This window comes from Salinicoccus sp. Bachu38 (genome assembly GCF_038561955.2).
GTDB classification, from domain to species: Bacteria; Bacillota; Bacilli; order Staphylococcales; family Salinicoccaceae; genus Salinicoccus; species Salinicoccus bachuensis.
Genome location: NZ_CP138333.2, coordinates 1,504,858 through 1,521,589, shown reverse-complemented (window position 1 = coordinate 1,521,589; position 16,732 = coordinate 1,504,858). Strand labels below are relative to the sequence as shown.

The following is a 16,732-nucleotide window of genomic DNA, read 5'->3' as shown; positions in this document are numbered from 1 at the left end:
TTTACTATGAATGAAAGAACGATAAATACATTGGAGTTCAATAAGATACTCTCCCAGCTTTCTGCATTTGCAGAGAGTGGGAAGACCAAAAAGCTGATCACTGCGGACATCGTATCGACCGAGCTCGAAGAAGTGCTGCAGATGATCAATGAAGTGGATGATGCTTCAACGATGCTGAGGTACAGGCCGGTCGAACTCGGCGGCATCACCGACATCAAAAGGCATGCCAGACGGGCGGAGATCGGCAGCATGCTTGGTGTGCAGGAACTGAATGAAATCAGATCCATGCTCAGCCGCAAGCATGCCCTGAATACGGTATTCAATGATTTCGAGGAAGACGAGATCATGCTGCCCCACCTGCCGGTCTACATCAATGGGCTGCCTGACATCCATTTCCTGTACCGCCGGATTACGGAGACGTGTGACGACACCCAGGTGCTGGACCATGCATCCGAAGCGCTGCTCCGGATAAGGAGGAAGATCAAATCCGAGGAGGGGAGGATACGGGACCGCCTGAATGACATCATCCGCGGCGGCAACCAGAAGAAGCTGTCCGACAGCCTCATCACGATGAGGAACAACCGGTACGTGGTGCCGGTCAAGGTGGAGCATCAGGGCGAATTCAACGGCATCGTCCACGACATGTCCTCAAGTGGACAGACGGTCTATATGGAACCGATGGCAGTCGTCCAGATGACCAACCAGATCCAGAGGCTGAGGGATGAAGAGCAGTCGGAGGTCGAACGCATCCTCTACCAGCTATCCTCCGAAGTGGCCGAAGTGGCCTCGGAACTCGGCATGACCGATGACGCCCTGCACCATATGGACATGGTCTTCGCCAAAGCGAAGTACGGCGCGGGAATCCGTGGATCGAAGCCCGAAGTGGCGGCAACGGGCGGCATCTATCTGCCCGCTGCCTTCCACCCGCTGATTCCGGGTGATGAAGTCGTGAAGAATGACATTGCGATGGATGAGGATACACGGGCCGTCATCATCACCGGCCCGAACACCGGCGGCAAGACCGTAACAATCAAGACCATCGGCCTCAGCGTGCTGATGGCCCAGGCCGGCATCCCCATCCCAGCCCGTGACGGCAGCCGCCTCCGCCTGTTCGAAAAGGTGTACAGTGATATCGGCGATGAACAGTCGATCGAACAGTCACTGTCGACCTTCTCAAGCCACATGACGAATATCACCGGCATCCTCGATGAGGCCGATGACAACAGCCTCGTCCTGCTGGATGAGCTCGGCGCAGGTACTGATCCGGAAGAAGGGGCAGCGCTGGCCATCAGCATTCTGGAGTATCTGCTCGGCAAACGGACGACGGTCGTGGCGACGACGCACTACCCGCAGCTAAAATCCTTCAGCTATACACGGGAGGATACGATCAATGCCAGTGTAGAATTCGACGTCGAAACACTGTCGCCGACATACCGGCTGCTGATGGGCATTCCCGGAAAGTCCAACGCCTTCGAAATATCGAACAAGCTCGGGCTCGACGAGACGGTCATAGAACGTGCGAGAAAGCTCGCAGGCCGTGATTCCAACGATGTCAATGATATGATCTCAGCTCTTGAGCGGCATACGAAGACCGCCCAGGACAACGAGCGGGAAACGCATCAGCTGCTCAAGGAATCGGAAAAGCTCCACAATGAGTTGACATCCTATATGAGTGACTATGAAGCATACAAGGAAAAACTCAGGAAAGAGGCACGGGAGAAGGCGAACCGGGTCATAAGGGATGCCGAGGCGAAGGCGGATGACATCATCCGCACCCTCGAGGACATGAAAAAACTCGGGGCCGACATCCAGGAACACGAACTGATCGACCAGAAAAAGGCACTGTCCGACAGCTACCATCAGGAGGATATACGCAAGAAGGAGCGGGCAGCCAAGGTGGAGCAGATATCCCCCGGTGATGAAGTGGATGTGCTCTCCTACGGACAGAAGGGCGAAGTGATTGAAGTGAAAGATGATTCCGTCACCGTCCAGATGGGCATCATCAAGATGAAGGTCGGCAAGGATGAAGTGAAGCGGCGCAAGAAGGAGAAGCCGAAGCGGACGGTCTCCAGACGGATCGGGCAGTCCCCTGTGAAGAGGGAGCTGGATCTCAGAGGAGAGCGCTATGAGGAAGCCCTCCAGAAGCTGGACAGGTACCTTGATCAGGTGATACTCTCAAACTATAATGAAGTGGAGATCATCCACGGAAAGGGAACGGGTGCGTTGCAGAAAGGTGTGCAGCAATTCCTGAAGTCCCATTCCAAAGTGAAATCATTCAGGGGCGGCATGCCGAGCGAAGGCGGCTTCGGAGTGACCATAGTTGAAATGAAGTAGGTGGCCGGATGGACAATTTTGATATGTATAAATTGGCGAAGATACTGATAGCAGTCGGCATCCTCATGTTTTTGAGCGGTGTCGTCTATCTGATGTTCTTCGCTTAAGCAGTAAAATTGAGGACAAATATATCATCGTGATATACTTGATGCATAATTCAACCAATGGAGGTATTTTATATGGCTATTATAGAAGTGAATGACCAGAATTTTAAAGAAGAAGTGGGAAGCGGCATCAAATTGGTGGACTTCTGGGCACCTTGGTGTGGACCTTGTAAAATGATCGCACCGGTCCTTGAAGAAGTGGCACAGGATGTCGAAGGGAAAGCGGACATCGCCAAGCTGAACGTCGATGACAACCAGGCGACAGCCAGCGAATACGAAGTCATGAGCATCCCGACACTCATACTGTTCAAAGATGGCCAGCCGGTGGATAAAGTGGTCGGCTTCCAACCGAAAGAACAGCTCGTTTCACTTATTGAAAAACATGCATAATTAATCTAGCCGCCTTCGGGCGGCTTTTTTATCATGAAATGTCGAGGGATTATTATGGAAGAACTCAAATTGAAATTGTCGGTACTGCCGACTGAACCGGGATGTTACCTGATGAAGGACCGGCATGGGATCGTCATCTATGTCGGCAAGGCCAAAAACCTGAGGAACAGGGTGCGGTCATATTTTACCGGTGCACATGATGAGAAGACGATGCGGCTCGTGAAGGAGATCACGGACTTCGACTTCATAGTGACAAACTCCGAAGTCGAGTCGCTGCTGCTCGAACTCAATCTGATCAAGAAGCACTATCCGAGGTACAATATTCTGCTCAAGGATGACAAGAGCTATCCGTTCATCAAGATCACGAAGGAAGAGCACCCGAAGCTCATCGTCACAAGGACGGTGAAACCTTCGACGGGCACCTATTTCGGACCTTACCCGAACGCCTACAGTGCACACGAGACGAAGAAGCTGCTGGACCGCATATACCCCCTCAGAAAATGCAACACCATGCCGGACAGATTGTGCCTCTACTATCATATCGGACAGTGCCTGGGTCCGTGTGTCTACGATGTGCAGCAGGAGCAGTACAAGGAAATGATTGATGGCATCACGCGGTTTCTGAACGGCGATACGAAACAGATCGTCGATGAACTGAAGGAGAAGATGGATGCAGCCTCCGAAGCACTTGAGTTTGAAAAGGCGAAGGAGTACCGCGATCTTCTTGGACATATCGAGGCGACGATGAACAAGCAGAAGATGATGACCAAGGATATGACCGCAAGGGACTGCTTCGGCTACAGCGTCTCCAAGGGATGGATGGCCGTTTCTGTACTGCTGGTCAGAAATGGCAATCTCATCGAGAAGAAGGCGGACATGTTCCCTGTAAACGATGATGTACAGGAAGAGTTTTTCCGGTATATCGCCCAGTTCTATGATCTGAAATCCAATATTCTGCCGAAAGAAGTCCATATTGCCCAAGGGCTGAAGCATGAAATCATCGATGAATATCTGCCGGTGACAGTTGTACAGCCCAAAAGGGGGCAGAAGAGGGAAATGGTGGATCTGGCGACCAAGAATGCCGAAATCGCCCTTGAAAACAAGTTTGAGATGATTGACAAGGACGAAGCGAGGACGGTAAAGGCAATTGAATCCCTGGGTGAAATACTGAATATCGAAACACCGGTCCGCATAGAGGCCTTCGATAATTCGAATATCCAGGGGGTCGATCCCGTCAGTGTCATGGTATCCTTCGTGGATGGACGGCCGAGCAAGAAGGACTACCGCAAGTACAAGATAAGGACTGTGACCCAGCCGGATGACTATGCATCGATGGCGGAAGCGGTCAGACGCAGATACACCCGGGTCCTGAAAGAAGGCCTGCCACTGCCCGACCTCATCATCGTAGATGGTGGCGTAGGGCACATGAATACCGTCAAGTCCGTGCTGATGGATGAACTGTCGCTGGACGTCCCGGTAGCGGGCCTTGCGAAAAATGAGAAGCACAAGACGGCGGAGCTGCTCTATGGCGACCAGGCATCCATCGTCCCATTGAAGAAGAACTCGCAGGAATTCTACCTCCTGCAGAGAATCCAGGATGAGGTGCACCGGTTCGCCATCAGTTTCCACAGAAATACACGCCGCAAAACCACGGTCTCATCGAAGCTGGACAATATTGAAGGTGTCGGTCCGAAGCGGAAGCAGAAATTGTTGAGCCATTTTGGATCCATTAAAAGGATGAGCGAAAAGGAAATAGAAGATTTTACAGAAATAGGCATACCGGCGCCGATTGCCAAAAGGATTTTGGAAGCATTGAATGCATGATCGACACGTTTGAATTTTCACAATCTTTTTTTGTGCAACGCTCCAAGTTACCTTGATTTATGCATACCTTGAGAGTAAAATAGTGGTTGTGTAAACTTATTTCATTGGAGAGTTAGGGGGGAATTCGAGTGTCGAAACAAGATTCAAGTTTTGCGATTAGGCGCCTTCATTCTTTGTTGGGAGTAATTCCATTGGGTGTCTTTCTGATCCAGCACCTGCTGGTCAACCACACTGCTACAAGAAGCGAAGAAGCGTTTAACACAGCATCAGAGTTTATGGGCAACCTGCCTTTTGTACTATTCCTGGAGATTTTCATAATCTATATTCCGATTCTATTCCACGGCATCTATGGTATCTATATAGCGTTTACTGCCAAGTATAATATCGGAGGCACAGGCTACGGCTGGCACAGTACATACAGAAATTGGATGTTCTCTCTTCAGAGGATCAGTGGCGTAATCGCTTTTGTCTTCATCGCAATCCACGTCTATCAGACGCGGGTACAGGTATTCTTCGGTGAAGAGGTCAATTTTGACATGGTACATCAGATTGTTACGAACCCGGCATGGCTGGTGTTCTACATCATCGGTATCATCGCGACTGTATATCATTTCGCCAATGGTCTATGGTCGTTCATGGTGACATGGGGCTTCACACAGTCCGACAGGTCACAGCGTGTGATGAGCTACGTATCGGCTATCATCTTTGTGGTAGTCAGCTTCATCGGCATACAGGCAATACTGGCATTTATTTAATAAGGAGTGGACAGAATGGCTAATGATAAAATCATCGTTGTCGGTGGCGGACTCGCCGGATTGATGGCAACGATAAAAGCAGCTGAGACAGGCGCCGAGGTAGACCTGTTCTCAATTGTGCCCGTAAAACGCTCTCACTCCGTATGTGCTCAAGGCGGAATCAATGGAGCGGTCAACACGAAAGGTGAGGGCGACTCTCCAGCAATCCACTTTGATGACACAGTGTACGGTGGGGATTTCCTGGCCAATCAGCCTCCGGTCAAAGCAATGACGGATGCAGCGCCTCAGATTATCCACCTGCTGGACCGCATGGGCGTCATGTTCAACAGGACCCCTGAAGGTCTGCTTGACTTCAGACGGTTTGGTGGAACGCTTCACCATAGAACTGCCTATGCGGGTGCGACAACAGGACAGCAGCTGTTATATGCACTGGATGAGCAGGTCAGGAGATATGAAGTGGATGGTCTGGTCCGCAAATTCGAAGGCTGGGAGTTTCTCGGTGTGGTTCTCGATGACGAGGGACGCGCACGGGGGATTACAGCACAGCAGATGACAAATGCTGAAATCCAGACATTCAAATCGGATGCTGTGGTCATGGCAACAGGTGGGCCGGGAATCATCTTCGGCAAATCCACAAACTCCATGATCAATACAGGGTCTGCTGCATCGGTCGTATACCAGCAGGGTGCAATCTACGCAAATGGTGAATTCATCCAGATCCACCCAACAGCAATTCCTGGTGATGACAAGCTCAGACTGATGAGCGAATCCGCCCGTGGTGAGGGTGGCCGCATCTGGACATATAAGGATGGCAAGCCGTGGTACTTCCTCGAAGAGAAGTATCCGGACTATGGAAACCTGGTGCCAAGGGATATCGCAACACGTGAAATATTCGATGTCTGTGTCAACCAGAAGCTCGGCATCAATGGTGAGAACATGGTCTACCTCGACCTCTCGCATAAGGACCCGCATGAGCTTGACGTCAAGCTTGGCGGCATCATCGAAATCTACGAGAAATTTACAGGGGATGATCCGCGCAAGGTTCCAATGAAGATATTCCCGGCGGTCCACTATTCAATGGGTGGCCTGTATGTGGATTTCGACCAGATGACGAATATTCCGGGACTGTTTGCAGCCGGGGAGTGCGACTATTCCCAGCATGGCGGAAACAGACTGGGTGCGAACTCGCTGCTTTCAGCCATCTATGGCGGCATGGTAGCAGGACCGAATGCCATCGAGTATGTCAAAGGTCTGGATTCTTCATTTGAAGATCTTGATGACGCCATCTATGAGAAATACACGAAGGCCGAACAGGAAAAATTCGATAACATCATGAGTATGGACGGCGATGAGAATGCTTATGTCATCCATAAGGAACTCGGTGAACTGATGACGGACAACGTCACTGTAGTGCGTCATAATGACAAGCTGCTTGAGACGGACAAACGCATTGTCGAACTTATGGAGCGCTATAAGCGCATCAACATCAATGACACCAAGAAGTGGAGCAACCAGGCGGCATTCTTCACACGCCAGCTTTGGAACATGCTTGTACTGGCGCGTGTCATCACCATTGGCGCATACAATAGAAATGAATCCCGCGGTGCCCACTTCAAGCCCGATTTCCCTGAGCGTAATGATGAGGAATGGCTCAAGACGACAAAAGCATACTACGAAGGGCCAACCGAAGCACCACGCTTTGAATACGAAGATGTTGATGTAAGCCTTATCCCGCCTCGTAAAAGAGACTATTCTGCAAAGTCGGAAGGGAGTGCTAAAAAGTAAATGAGTGAAAAAACAGTAAAGTTCAATATAAAGCGTCAGGAAAATACTGAATCCAAGCCGTACTGGGAAGAATTTGAAGTTCCATACCGCGAGAACATGAATGTAATCAGTGCACTGATGGAGATTCAGAGGAATCCGGTCAATACAAAAGGTGAAAAGACGACACCGGTCACTTGGGACATGAACTGTCTCGAAGAGGTCTGTGGTGCATGTTCAATGGTCATCAACGGCAATGCACGCCAGTCGTGTACAGCGCTGATCGACCAGCTGGACCAGCCGGTCAAGCTGGAACCGATGTCCACATTCCCTATAGTCAAAGACCTCCAGGTCGATCGTTCATTCATGTTCGACAGCCTGAAGCGCGTAAAGGCATGGGTGCCGATCGATGGCACATACGACCTTGGTCCTGGACCACGCATGCCTGAAAAGAAACGTCAGACAGCCTACGAGCTTTCGAAATGCATGACGTGTGGCGTATGCCTTGAAGTATGTCCGAACGTCAATGACAGTTCCAAGTTCATGGGTGCTGCACCGATCAGCCAGGTCAGACTGTTCAACCTGCACCCGACGGGTAGCATGAACAAGCATGAAAGGCTGGATGCCCTGATGGGCGTCGGCGGTGTTGCGGAATGCGGCATGGCACAGAACTGTGTGCAGGCCTGCCCTAAAGGCATCCCTCTCACCACTTCCATTGCTGCAATGCAAAGGGAAACAAGTTTCCACATGTTCAAGTCCTTCTTCGGAAGCGACCATGAAGTTGAATAACCCAAAATGGGAAGAGCGCTGCTCTTCCTATTTTTTTATTTTCAAGTACGTTATAATGGAGGAAATAATCGAGAAGGACTGGGGTCAATGAGTGATAGGGAATCCATCATATCCATAGAAAAATCGATCAGATACATATCCGCCCATGTCAAGAGCCATGGACGGGAAATACTGAAGAAATATGAACTGTCCCCTCTGCAGTTCGTCGCCCTCCAATGGGTGGATGACAAGGAGGGCATCACCATCGGGGAGCTGTCGAACAGACTTGATCTGGCACATTCCACAACCACCGATATCGTCGACAAACTTGAGAATGGGGCGTTTGTAAAAAGGCAGAAGTATGAAAAGGACAAAAGGATCGTGCTGGTGCTGATGCAGGACAAGGGCCGCCAGATCATCAAGGAGGTCATCGCCAAGCGTATTTCCTATATTTCCGAGATTACGGCGCATCTCCCAGCCGATGAAAAGGAGATGCTTCCAGTCATTCTGGAATCGATTCTGCATGAAAGTGAAAAACGGAGCCATGAATAAACCGATCGGCGTGATGGATTCAGGCGTCGGCGGACTGACGGTGGCACGGGAGATTATGAGGCAGCTGCCGGACGAATCGATCATCTATTTCGGGGACCTGAATCGATGCCCCTACGGCAACCGCCAGATGGAGGAGGTCAGGCGCTTCACCATCGAGGTCGCCGACCACCTTGTGGGCCGGGGCATAAAGATGCTGGTCGTGGCCTGCAACACTGCTACGGCGGCGGCACTCGACACTCTGAAAAAAAGATATGACATCCCGGTGCTCGGCGTCATAGAACCGGGGGCAAGAAGCGCGATACAGAACAGCACGAACCAGAATGTCATCGTACTGGCAACCGAGGGGACCGTACAGTCAGGGGCATATCCGGAAGCCATCCGCCATATCAACCGCAATTTCAGGATTGAGAGCACCGCCTGTCCGAAATTCGTCCCCCTCGTAGAAGAACTGCGGTATAAGGACAGGGTGGTGGTACGCATCGTCATCCACCAGACTTTGAAGCACCTGTGGGACTCCAGGGCGGATACCGTCATTTTGGGATGCACCCACTATCCGTTGCTTGCCGATGAAATCAGGGACTATTTCCATGGCAGGAAAAAAGTGATCGATTCCGGGTATGAGACTGCACGTGAGGCCAGTGCCATACTGACACTGCTCCAGTCCCATGCGCCAACCGGGGCGGAACCGCAGTACCTGATGATAGTGAATGGGGAGACTTCACGGTTCGAATATATCCTGAAGGACTGGATGCCGTTCATGGATTACTCGATGGAACAAATTGAACTGTAGGAGGAATGGATTATGGTCAGAATAGTGGTCGCCAGCGGCAATGAAGGAAAAATAAAAGATTTCAGGGCGATTTTTCCGGATGATGAAATCATCGGAATCAAGGAGATTCTGCCCGATTTCTCGGTTGATGAGACTGAAGATACATTCAGGGGGAATGCCATCCTGAAGGCTGAAGCAGCATCAGCGCAGCTGAACATGCCGGTCCTGAGCGATGACTCCGGCCTGAGCGTCGATGCTCTGGACGGAGCGCCTGGCGTCTACTCTGCAAGGTTTGCCGGGGCGGATGCAACGGACGGGGAGAACAACAAAAAACTTCTCTCTGAACTCGAAGGCGCCGAAGACCGCAGTGCACATTTCACGTGTGTCATCGCCCTGGCCATCCCGGGCAGGGAGACACGGACATATGCAGGAGAACTGTACGGCGAGATTCTGGAATCACCGCAGGGCGAGGGCGGATTCGGATATGACCCGCTTTTCAGGACGGAAGATGACAGGCTGCTCGGCATGGTTAGTACTGAAGAAAAAGGGGAAATAAGTCATAGAAGAAATGCATTGGACCGGTTGAGGGAAGATACGGCAGTATTCGATGTACTAATACGCTATGATGGGGATGATAGGAATGAAGATTTTGATCGTAAGTGACAATCATGGTGAGCAGGGAATCGTGTATGAGGCCTATGGCAGGAACACAGGAGACCTGAATATCCATCTGGGAGACAGCGAATTCAACTACGATGACACTGAAATGGTGCATTTCGAGCGTGTCAGGGGAAATGTGGACACGGACAGCCGCTATCCTGTGGAAGGACATCATGAAGGGTCGGGTGTGTTCTATACCCACGGACACTTCTACGATATAAAGAAGGGCAGAGAGGTGCTGGCGGACCGGGCCAGGGAATACGGAGCGACGTATGCATTCTACGGCCATTCACATGTGGCGAAGGCTGAAATTGTGGGCGATGTCTACTGCATCAACCCGGGAAGCATCTCGAATTCGAAGGGTGAACTTGAGGAATCCTATGCAGTGCTTGATACTTCCACCAACATCGTCACTTTCCTGGACAGGAAACATGAAGTCCTGAAGGAAGTCGATCTGGATACGCTCTAGACTGTCTGGCCTAACCGGCCAGAACCGTCAAAAGCATCAGTACAGTAAGCACGAGCATGGTCCACTCCATCATACCCCGCTCGTGCCCATAATGCATGGCAGCCCATATGAAAACGAGCAGTACGATGGAGGCGATGGCGAAGATTGAAGGATGCATTTCAAATGTTGTGTACCGTCCGGTCAGATAGAGTATGGACAGGACGGTGAAATAGGTGGCGAGAAATATTCTGGCTGTATTCTTCATTGGCATTCTGCATCCTTTCCCACTAAGTTTATAAGTCAGGAGGGTCAAATATGAATATACTGTATTTCGATGACGATTGCATCATATGCAATCGTTTTGCGAAGACGATCACTGCATTGGACCGGAAGGATGTCATACGCTTCAGCTCCATAAAGGCACTCGATGGCATTGTTCCCGAGCATATCGATTCCGTCGTATACTATTCCGATGACATGTACCTCCATTCCGATGCCATCATCGAAGTGGCGGCCGACACGACAGGCTTCAGGCCCATACGCCTCCTGAAGGCCATTCCGGTCTGCTGGCGCAACGCCCTCTACAGGCTGATTGCGAAAAACCGGTATCGACTGAACGAAAAGATGTCATGCACCATCGACCCGGATGTGAGAAGGAAGATCATCACGTAGGGCAGCGGATGGGCTGCAGCGACTAAACATGACAGAGGGATCATAATATGGTGAGAATAAAAGTGGATGCAGATATAGAACTGAAGGCCATGGCGCAGAAGGACAGGGAGCTGGTCTTCGGCACAGTGGACCAGAACCGTGGCCATCTCAGGAAGTGGCTGCCATGGGTCGACTACATGACAAGCCCGGAAGACTATATCGGAGTGATAAAAGTATGGCAGGAGGATATCGATAACGGCACAGGCCTGCAACTCGGCATATTCCACAAGGGTGAGTTTGTCGGCATGTGCGGATATAATGAAATATTCTCCCTCAGCAGGCGCGGACAGATCGGCTACTGGGTCTCGAAGAAAGGGCAGGGGAGAGGAATCGTCAGGCGATCGGTCGAAAAGCTTGTGGATTATGGGTTCAATACACTCGAACTGAACCGCATCGAGATCATCTGTGGCGAATACAACTACAGGAGCAGGGCACTGCCCGAGGGTATGGGATTTACAAAGGAAGCTGTACTCGCCGATTACGAATTCCTGTACGACCATTATCATGACTGCATCATGTACCGGCAGCTGAAAAGGGAGTACGATTTACGCAAGTTTTAAAAACGGAATATCCGATGGTGTAATAAAACATGAATAATTTTAAATAGGTGTTTGACTTCAAGGGGGCATTTTGATTATAATTGTATTTGTCCGATTCAGTCCTGGTAGCTCAGCCGGATAGAGCAATAGCCTTCTAAGCTATCGGTCGGGGGTTCGAATCCCTCCCAGGACGTTATGAAAGAACCCCCCTTGAGCGGGGTTCATTTTTTTATCATTCCATATGGTGTCCCAGTAGCTCAGCAGGATAGAGCGACAGCCTCCTAAGCTGTAGGTCGGGGGTTCGACTCCCTCCTGGGACGTACTTTTCAGAAAAACAGTATATTATGTGAACCCCCATAGCCTCGTGGCTATGGGGTTTTTTATTGATGAAACTTTTCTACTGGAATAAAAAGGATATACTTAAACAAGTGTTTCACCTTTCAAATAGAGGGAATTCTTAAGTAAAAATGTGGAGAGGGGACATGTCGATTGAGTTATCAATTTGAGGAATTATTTTCGGAAATTCTGGATGATAATCGGGAGGTTCTTGAGGAAATTGAACCGTTTGAGCATCCGCTTGTCGTGCTGCTCCGTAAGTGTCTTGAAGAACAAGAGTCCATGCTTGAAAGGCTCATAGAGGAGTTTGAGGAGGGGAAAACTGAGCTTAAGGATATCAAGACCAACTGTTCTGCCTTGTTCCATGCCAACCAGAAAGTGAATCCCTATTTTGCGGATTGGAAGCGTGCGACGGGGTGGATCGGTTATAAAGATGACAATCCGTCAAAAGAACTGATGGAATCGTTAAAGGAAAAACTGGGCGTTATGCAGGATGACCTGATCAAGATTGCTTCCAAGTTGGACGAAGAATATGGAGAGTCGACTGCCAAATACTTTATACCAACATTCTACTTGCCGGAAGAGAGGGTTGACTGATGGGCTGGAAACATGAACGAATCGACCAAAATGTATATAGCCAGGGTGAAGTGGACAAATGGGTGTACAGCACCTGCGGGCTCTGCTCGGTCGGCTGCGGCTGTTATGTTGCTGTTAAGGATGACAAGATTGTAGGTGTGAAAGGAAATGGGGATGACCCGATCAACCGGGGGAGGCTGGGCCCGAAAGGGGAAAACCAGTGGCATGCCAATAACGCACCGGACCGTCTGAAGACACCGATGATCCGGAATGCATCCGGTGAACTGGAGCCTGCAAGCTGGGATGATGCCATGAAGCTGATTGTGGATAAGGCGAAGCAGTCCCTTGAAGAGAAAGGCAGGAACAGTGTCAGTATATACTCTACAGGGCAGGGTTTCTTTGAAGACTATTATACAATTGCCAAAGTGGGGCGGGCTGGACTGCAGACCCACCTGCTGGATGCGAATACCAGACTATGCACCTCTACTGTCGAGTTTGCACTGCTGCAGTCATTCGGTGCGGACGGTACACCGGCTTCCTTCGATGACATAGACGAAGCGGAAACACTGATGCTGTTCGGCCATAATGTAGCGGAATCGGGAACAGTGCTGTTTGAACGCATCATGGAACGCAAGGTAAGAACAGGAAAACCATACATCATTGCTGTTGATCCGCGTAAAACACTGACGGCAAGAGAAGCGGATCTGCACCTTCAGTTATCACCAGGATCGAACCTTCCATTGATGAACGGCCTGATCAATGCACTGATTGAGCAGGACAAGGTGGATAAGGAATTTGTCGAAGCACATACCGTTGGATACGAAAAAATGAAGGAATCGGTAAAAGGATGGACGCTCGCAAAAACGTCCGAAAGCACCGGCATACCGGAAGATCAGCTCAAGGAGTTCTATAGAGTTATGTGTGATACGCCCTCACTGGTATCAACGACACTCCAGGGGGCCTTCCAGAGTGCAGAAGCGACAAAAGCATGTGTGGCCATCAACAACTTCCATCTGATTCGCGGTCTTATCGGCAAACCAGGTTGTGGTCCGCTCCATACAGCCGGGCAGCCAAGCTCGTCGGCAAACCGGACAGCTGGTGGCGTCGGCACTTATCCTGCCCACCGCAACCCGACCAACCCCTCACATATGAAGGAAATGGCACAACTGTGGAATGTGGAACAGGACTCACTGCCTGCCGGTCCGGAAAAAGGGATTGAGGAGATCATCTCCCATATTGAAAAGGAAGAAGTCGGCTTCTTCTGGAATATCGGGACAAACCCTCTTGTTTCCCTGCCGAACCGCCACCGTGTAAAAAAAGCACTGAAAAGCGTGTTTGTTGTCGTGCAGGATCCATTCCTGACAGAAACGTCGGCAGTAGCCGATGTCATTCTCCCTGCTGCCATGTGGGGTGAAAAGGAAGGAACGATGGAGAATGCCGACAGGACTGTCACCATTTCAAGAAAAGCAGTGGAACCACCAGAGGGCGTGCGATCTGATTTTGAAATTCTTGTGGACTTTGCAAATCGGATGGGGTTCAAGGATAAGGATGGGCAGCCGCTGGTCGACTACTCGACGCCAGAAGAATGCTTTGAGGAGTTCAAGGTCATAACTAAAGGACGTCCTTGTGATATGACAGGCATTACCTATGAACGCCTGGAATCATTGAACGGCATGCGCTGGCCTGTGCCGGATGAAAAATCTACAGGCACACCGAGGCTTTATTCCGACTATAAATTCCACACAACCGTGGATGATGCCCAGGTCTTCGGCAAGGATCAGTTTACCGGCCGCGCGCTGTCGAAAGAAGAATTTCAGGAAATCGGCGCAGAGGGCAGAGCGATACTACACGAAACGCATCATCTGCCACCGTTTGAGCAGCCGAATGACCAGTATCCGATGTGGCTGACGACTGGCCGTTCGGTATGGCACTGGCATACAAGAACGAAGACAGCACGTGCGCCGATGCTGCATATGGCAGCTCCGCACAACTATGTTGAAATTCATACCGAGGACGCCAGGGCGCTCGGAATTGTCCAGGGCGAAGTCATACGCATATCCTCTCCACGGGGTGAAATTGAAGTCCCGGCCCGTATCGGAGAAACAGTTCAGAAAGGACTGCTGTTCGTGCCTTTCCATTTCGGCAACCTGGAAAAGAAAGAATCTGCAAACAACCTTACCAACGACTTCGTCGATCCAATCTCAAAGCAGCCGACCTACAAGCAGTCAGCGTGCAAAATTGAGAAGGTACGGGATGAATACAAGGTGAAGGCGGAGGAATCCTTGGAGGACATTGCCTCCAACTATGGTCTGACAGCAAAAGAGCTGCAGGCCGCAAACAATCTATCTACACCTTATGAAATAGAGAGGGGGACAACCATCGAAGTCCCTGCATCTGTAATAAACACGCCTATCCAACCGTATACGCCGCATCGATGAAGCAAGTGCATCCAGAATCATGACCAGTTCCATTTTCCAATACGGACCACCAGGGATCTTTCACAAGTAGATCTGACTTGTGAAAGGTCTTTTTGTGATGGCATTTTCAGACGAAATCGAATTTTACTGTAAGCAGACGAAAGATTTTTCATTTTACAAACAAAGTACCCTTCTATAAACTTGTAATGAATTTATAAAAAGGAGAATACGTATGAGTAAATTTGATGAACCTATTCTCGTAGTACCGAGGGATGTTCTTTTTAATAATGAGGCGGATGCCTTCAATGGTTTTATTGGTATGAATGATAGAAGGTACGAAAGCATTCTTTCAACTTTTCCCGAGTTCGAGGTCAGACGCCGGGGTGATATGGAGGAGGATCCAGCTTACAAGCAGCTGATCGGTTACGTCATCATCACTTCTGATAATGGTAAAACGCTCTTATACAAGCGGTTGTCTGGCGGCGGCGAGGCACGCCTGCATGGTATGCTGTCGATTGGTGTCGGCGGACATATGAATGATGTGCCGGATGCTTCTGATATCGAGGAAAAGCTTTACATCAATGCCGGCAGGGAGTTGTCTGAAGAGGTCGGATTGTCCCAGGAACAGCTCGAGGACATCGAAATCGTCGGCCTGATCAACGATGATGACAATGAAGTCGGCCGTGTCCATATCGGTGTGGTCTTCAAGGTGACGGTCGAAGAAGCGGATGTCGAGTCACATGAAGAAGACACACTAGAACTGATCTGGGAACGGGATGGCAAACTGTCTGAAAGATCCCCTTACGAATCTTGGAGTGAACTGATCATCAGGGATGCCTATGGACGATAAAGTCATCTCGCACCAGCGGTTTCTCGGCAAGATGAAACGGGACATGGAGGCCGACCACCAGAATGGTGATCATGAGGCGTTCATCGCCAAATTCAGAAGATATGAGGAACTTGGGGAACCGGATATCGGACTTGTCGAACGGTTCTACGAGGCGTTGGATGCCATCGGGAAGCATGATGAGATCATCGATTATGCGCTGCTCCAGATGAATGCAGGCCGGGGGCACTACGATGTGCATATGCGTCATCTGCTTGAGGGGCTCCTGAGCCAGGAGCGGTATTTCGAGGTGGTGGAATTCTCCGACCACCTCATGAAAGAGGAAATCCCACATGACTTCAGAATCGAAGTGGCGGCACTCCGGCACAGGGCGAAGAAGGCGATTGATGAGAAGAAGGAGGCTTTCATCCCTGAAACACCGGAAGTCGATACCCGCGACTATCAGGATATGCAGCCCTATGAAAGGATGGATTTCCTGAAAAGGATCATCGAAGCGGAAGATGACCGGTACGTGAGGCTCATCCGTGAAGCGTCGGTTGCGGAAAAGAAACATGAATTGCTGACCTTCATGCTCCTTTATCTGAGAGCGGTTGGGGATGGGGAGGTGCTCACAGTCCGTAAGATGGGCGAGCAGTTCGACGTCATCCCCCGTGAACTGCCCGACCTTGAAGCGGCCGGAGGCTTCAGGCTGGTGAGTGGGCATGTCATGGACGAGGTGGAGGACAGGATACCGCAGTTTGCCGAGTCGGCAGCTGCCATGCTGATGTCCCACATGCTCCATTGCTATCCGGTCGAGCCCCCTTTTGGAACAGACGTCCTGGTACATGCCTATCTGGAGGAGATACTCGGCATGGTGAACATCGAGTATGAACATGAGGCCGATGCAGATGCCGTCTCCTGGATCCGTTCCCTCGAGCAGGCGATTGCCGGGGAATGAGCGG

General features: G+C 50.5%; 17 protein-coding genes and 2 tRNA genes. 18 read left to right on the top strand and 1 reads right to left on the bottom strand.

The features are described from left to right. The first annotated feature begins 6 nt into the window (after positions 1-6). The 10 genes from RQP18_RS07635 (at position 7) to RQP18_RS07590 (ending at position 10,386) form a co-directional block, all read left to right on the top strand. Positions 7-2,334: an endonuclease MutS2 gene (locus tag RQP18_RS07635; protein WP_342387144.1), complete on the top strand. Its 2,328-nt coding sequence runs from the start codon at positions 7-9 to the stop codon at positions 2,332-2,334. 179 nt (positions 2,335-2,513) lie between these two features. Next, a complete protein-coding gene (trxA, locus tag RQP18_RS07630) occupies positions 2,514-2,828 on the top strand; it encodes a thioredoxin (protein ID WP_031544591.1) in 315 nt (104 codons plus the stop codon). A gap of 54 nt (positions 2,829-2,882) precedes the next feature. Then, positions 2,883-4,652, top strand: a complete 1,770-nt coding sequence (gene uvrC, locus RQP18_RS07625) for an excinuclease ABC subunit UvrC (protein ID WP_342387143.1) — start codon at positions 2,883-2,885, stop codon at positions 4,650-4,652. A 128-nt stretch (positions 4,653-4,780) separates the two neighbouring features. Continuing rightward, complete coding sequence (locus tag RQP18_RS07620; protein WP_342387142.1) at positions 4,781-5,407, top strand: succinate dehydrogenase cytochrome b558 subunit; 627 nt, start codon at positions 4,781-4,783, stop codon at positions 5,405-5,407. Positions 5,408-5,422: 15 nt separating this feature from the next. After that, on the top strand, positions 5,423-7,192 hold the full coding sequence (sdhA, locus tag RQP18_RS07615) for a succinate dehydrogenase flavoprotein subunit (RefSeq protein ID WP_342387141.1): 1,770 nt from the start codon (positions 5,423-5,425) through the stop codon (positions 7,190-7,192). After that, positions 7,193-7,957 (top strand): succinate dehydrogenase iron-sulfur subunit, encoded by a 765-nt coding sequence (sdhB, locus tag RQP18_RS07610; RefSeq protein ID WP_342387140.1) that lies wholly within the window; start codon positions 7,193-7,195, stop codon positions 7,955-7,957. Between the two features lie 87 nt (positions 7,958-8,044). Continuing rightward, positions 8,045-8,488 carry a MarR family winged helix-turn-helix transcriptional regulator gene (locus RQP18_RS07605; protein ID WP_342387139.1) on the top strand — a complete coding sequence of 148 codons (444 nt, stop codon included), beginning with the start codon at positions 8,045-8,047 and terminating at the stop codon, positions 8,486-8,488. Beyond that, the gene (racE, locus tag RQP18_RS07600) at positions 8,481-9,278 is read left to right on the top strand and encodes a glutamate racemase (protein ID WP_342389389.1); all 798 of its coding nucleotides are present in this window, start codon (positions 8,481-8,483) and stop codon (positions 9,276-9,278) included. The genes RQP18_RS07605 and racE overlap by 8 nt, the downstream gene beginning before the upstream one ends. Before the next feature lie 12 nt (positions 9,279-9,290). Next, a complete protein-coding gene (rdgB, locus tag RQP18_RS07595) occupies positions 9,291-9,920 on the top strand; it encodes an RdgB/HAM1 family non-canonical purine NTP pyrophosphatase (protein WP_342387138.1) in 630 nt (209 codons plus the stop codon). Beyond that, the gene (locus tag RQP18_RS07590; protein ID WP_342387137.1) at positions 9,898-10,386 is read left to right on the top strand and encodes a YfcE family phosphodiesterase; all 489 of its coding nucleotides are present in this window, start codon (positions 9,898-9,900) and stop codon (positions 10,384-10,386) included. Before rdgB ends, RQP18_RS07590 begins: the two co-directional genes overlap by 23 nt. Positions 10,387-10,396: 10 nt before the next feature. On the opposite strand, the gene RQP18_RS07585 is transcribed toward RQP18_RS07590, so the two are convergent. After that, a complete protein-coding gene (locus RQP18_RS07585) occupies positions 10,397-10,630 on the bottom strand; it encodes a hypothetical protein (RefSeq protein WP_342387136.1) in 234 nt (77 codons plus the stop codon). Between the two features lie 50 nt (positions 10,631-10,680). On the opposite strand from RQP18_RS07585, the gene RQP18_RS07580 reads away from it, so the two are divergent. The 8 genes from RQP18_RS07580 (at position 10,681) to RQP18_RS07545 (ending at position 16,728) form a co-directional block, all read left to right on the top strand. Further along, on the top strand, positions 10,681-11,037 hold the full coding sequence (locus tag RQP18_RS07580) for a thiol-disulfide oxidoreductase DCC family protein (RefSeq protein WP_342387135.1): 357 nt from the start codon (positions 10,681-10,683) through the stop codon (positions 11,035-11,037). A 47-nt stretch (positions 11,038-11,084) separates the two neighbouring features. Then, on the top strand, positions 11,085-11,636 hold the full coding sequence (locus RQP18_RS07575) for a GNAT family N-acetyltransferase (protein ID WP_342387134.1): 552 nt from the start codon (positions 11,085-11,087) through the stop codon (positions 11,634-11,636). A 98-nt stretch (positions 11,637-11,734) separates the two neighbouring features. Then, a tRNA-Arg gene (locus tag RQP18_RS07570) sits at positions 11,735-11,808 on the top strand. A 53-nt stretch (positions 11,809-11,861) separates the two neighbouring features. Next, positions 11,862-11,935: transfer RNA gene (locus RQP18_RS07565), tRNA-Arg, on the top strand. Between the two features lie 169 nt (positions 11,936-12,104). Further along, positions 12,105-12,548, top strand: a complete 444-nt coding sequence (locus RQP18_RS07560) for a hypothetical protein (protein WP_342387133.1) — start codon at positions 12,105-12,107, stop codon at positions 12,546-12,548. Then, the gene (locus RQP18_RS07555) at positions 12,548-14,965 is read left to right on the top strand and encodes a molybdopterin-dependent oxidoreductase (RefSeq protein ID WP_342387132.1); all 2,418 of its coding nucleotides are present in this window, start codon (positions 12,548-12,550) and stop codon (positions 14,963-14,965) included. The genes RQP18_RS07560 and RQP18_RS07555 overlap by 1 nt, the downstream gene beginning before the upstream one ends. Before the next feature lie 211 nt (positions 14,966-15,176). Continuing rightward, entirely contained in the window at positions 15,177-15,794 is a 618-nt protein-coding gene (locus RQP18_RS07550; RefSeq protein WP_342387131.1) for a DNA mismatch repair protein MutT, read from the top strand. Further along, positions 15,784-16,728 (top strand): hypothetical protein, encoded by a 945-nt coding sequence (locus RQP18_RS07545; protein ID WP_342387130.1) that lies wholly within the window; start codon positions 15,784-15,786, stop codon positions 16,726-16,728. The genes RQP18_RS07550 and RQP18_RS07545 overlap by 11 nt, the downstream gene beginning before the upstream one ends. Positions 16,729-16,732 lie beyond the last annotated feature (4 nt).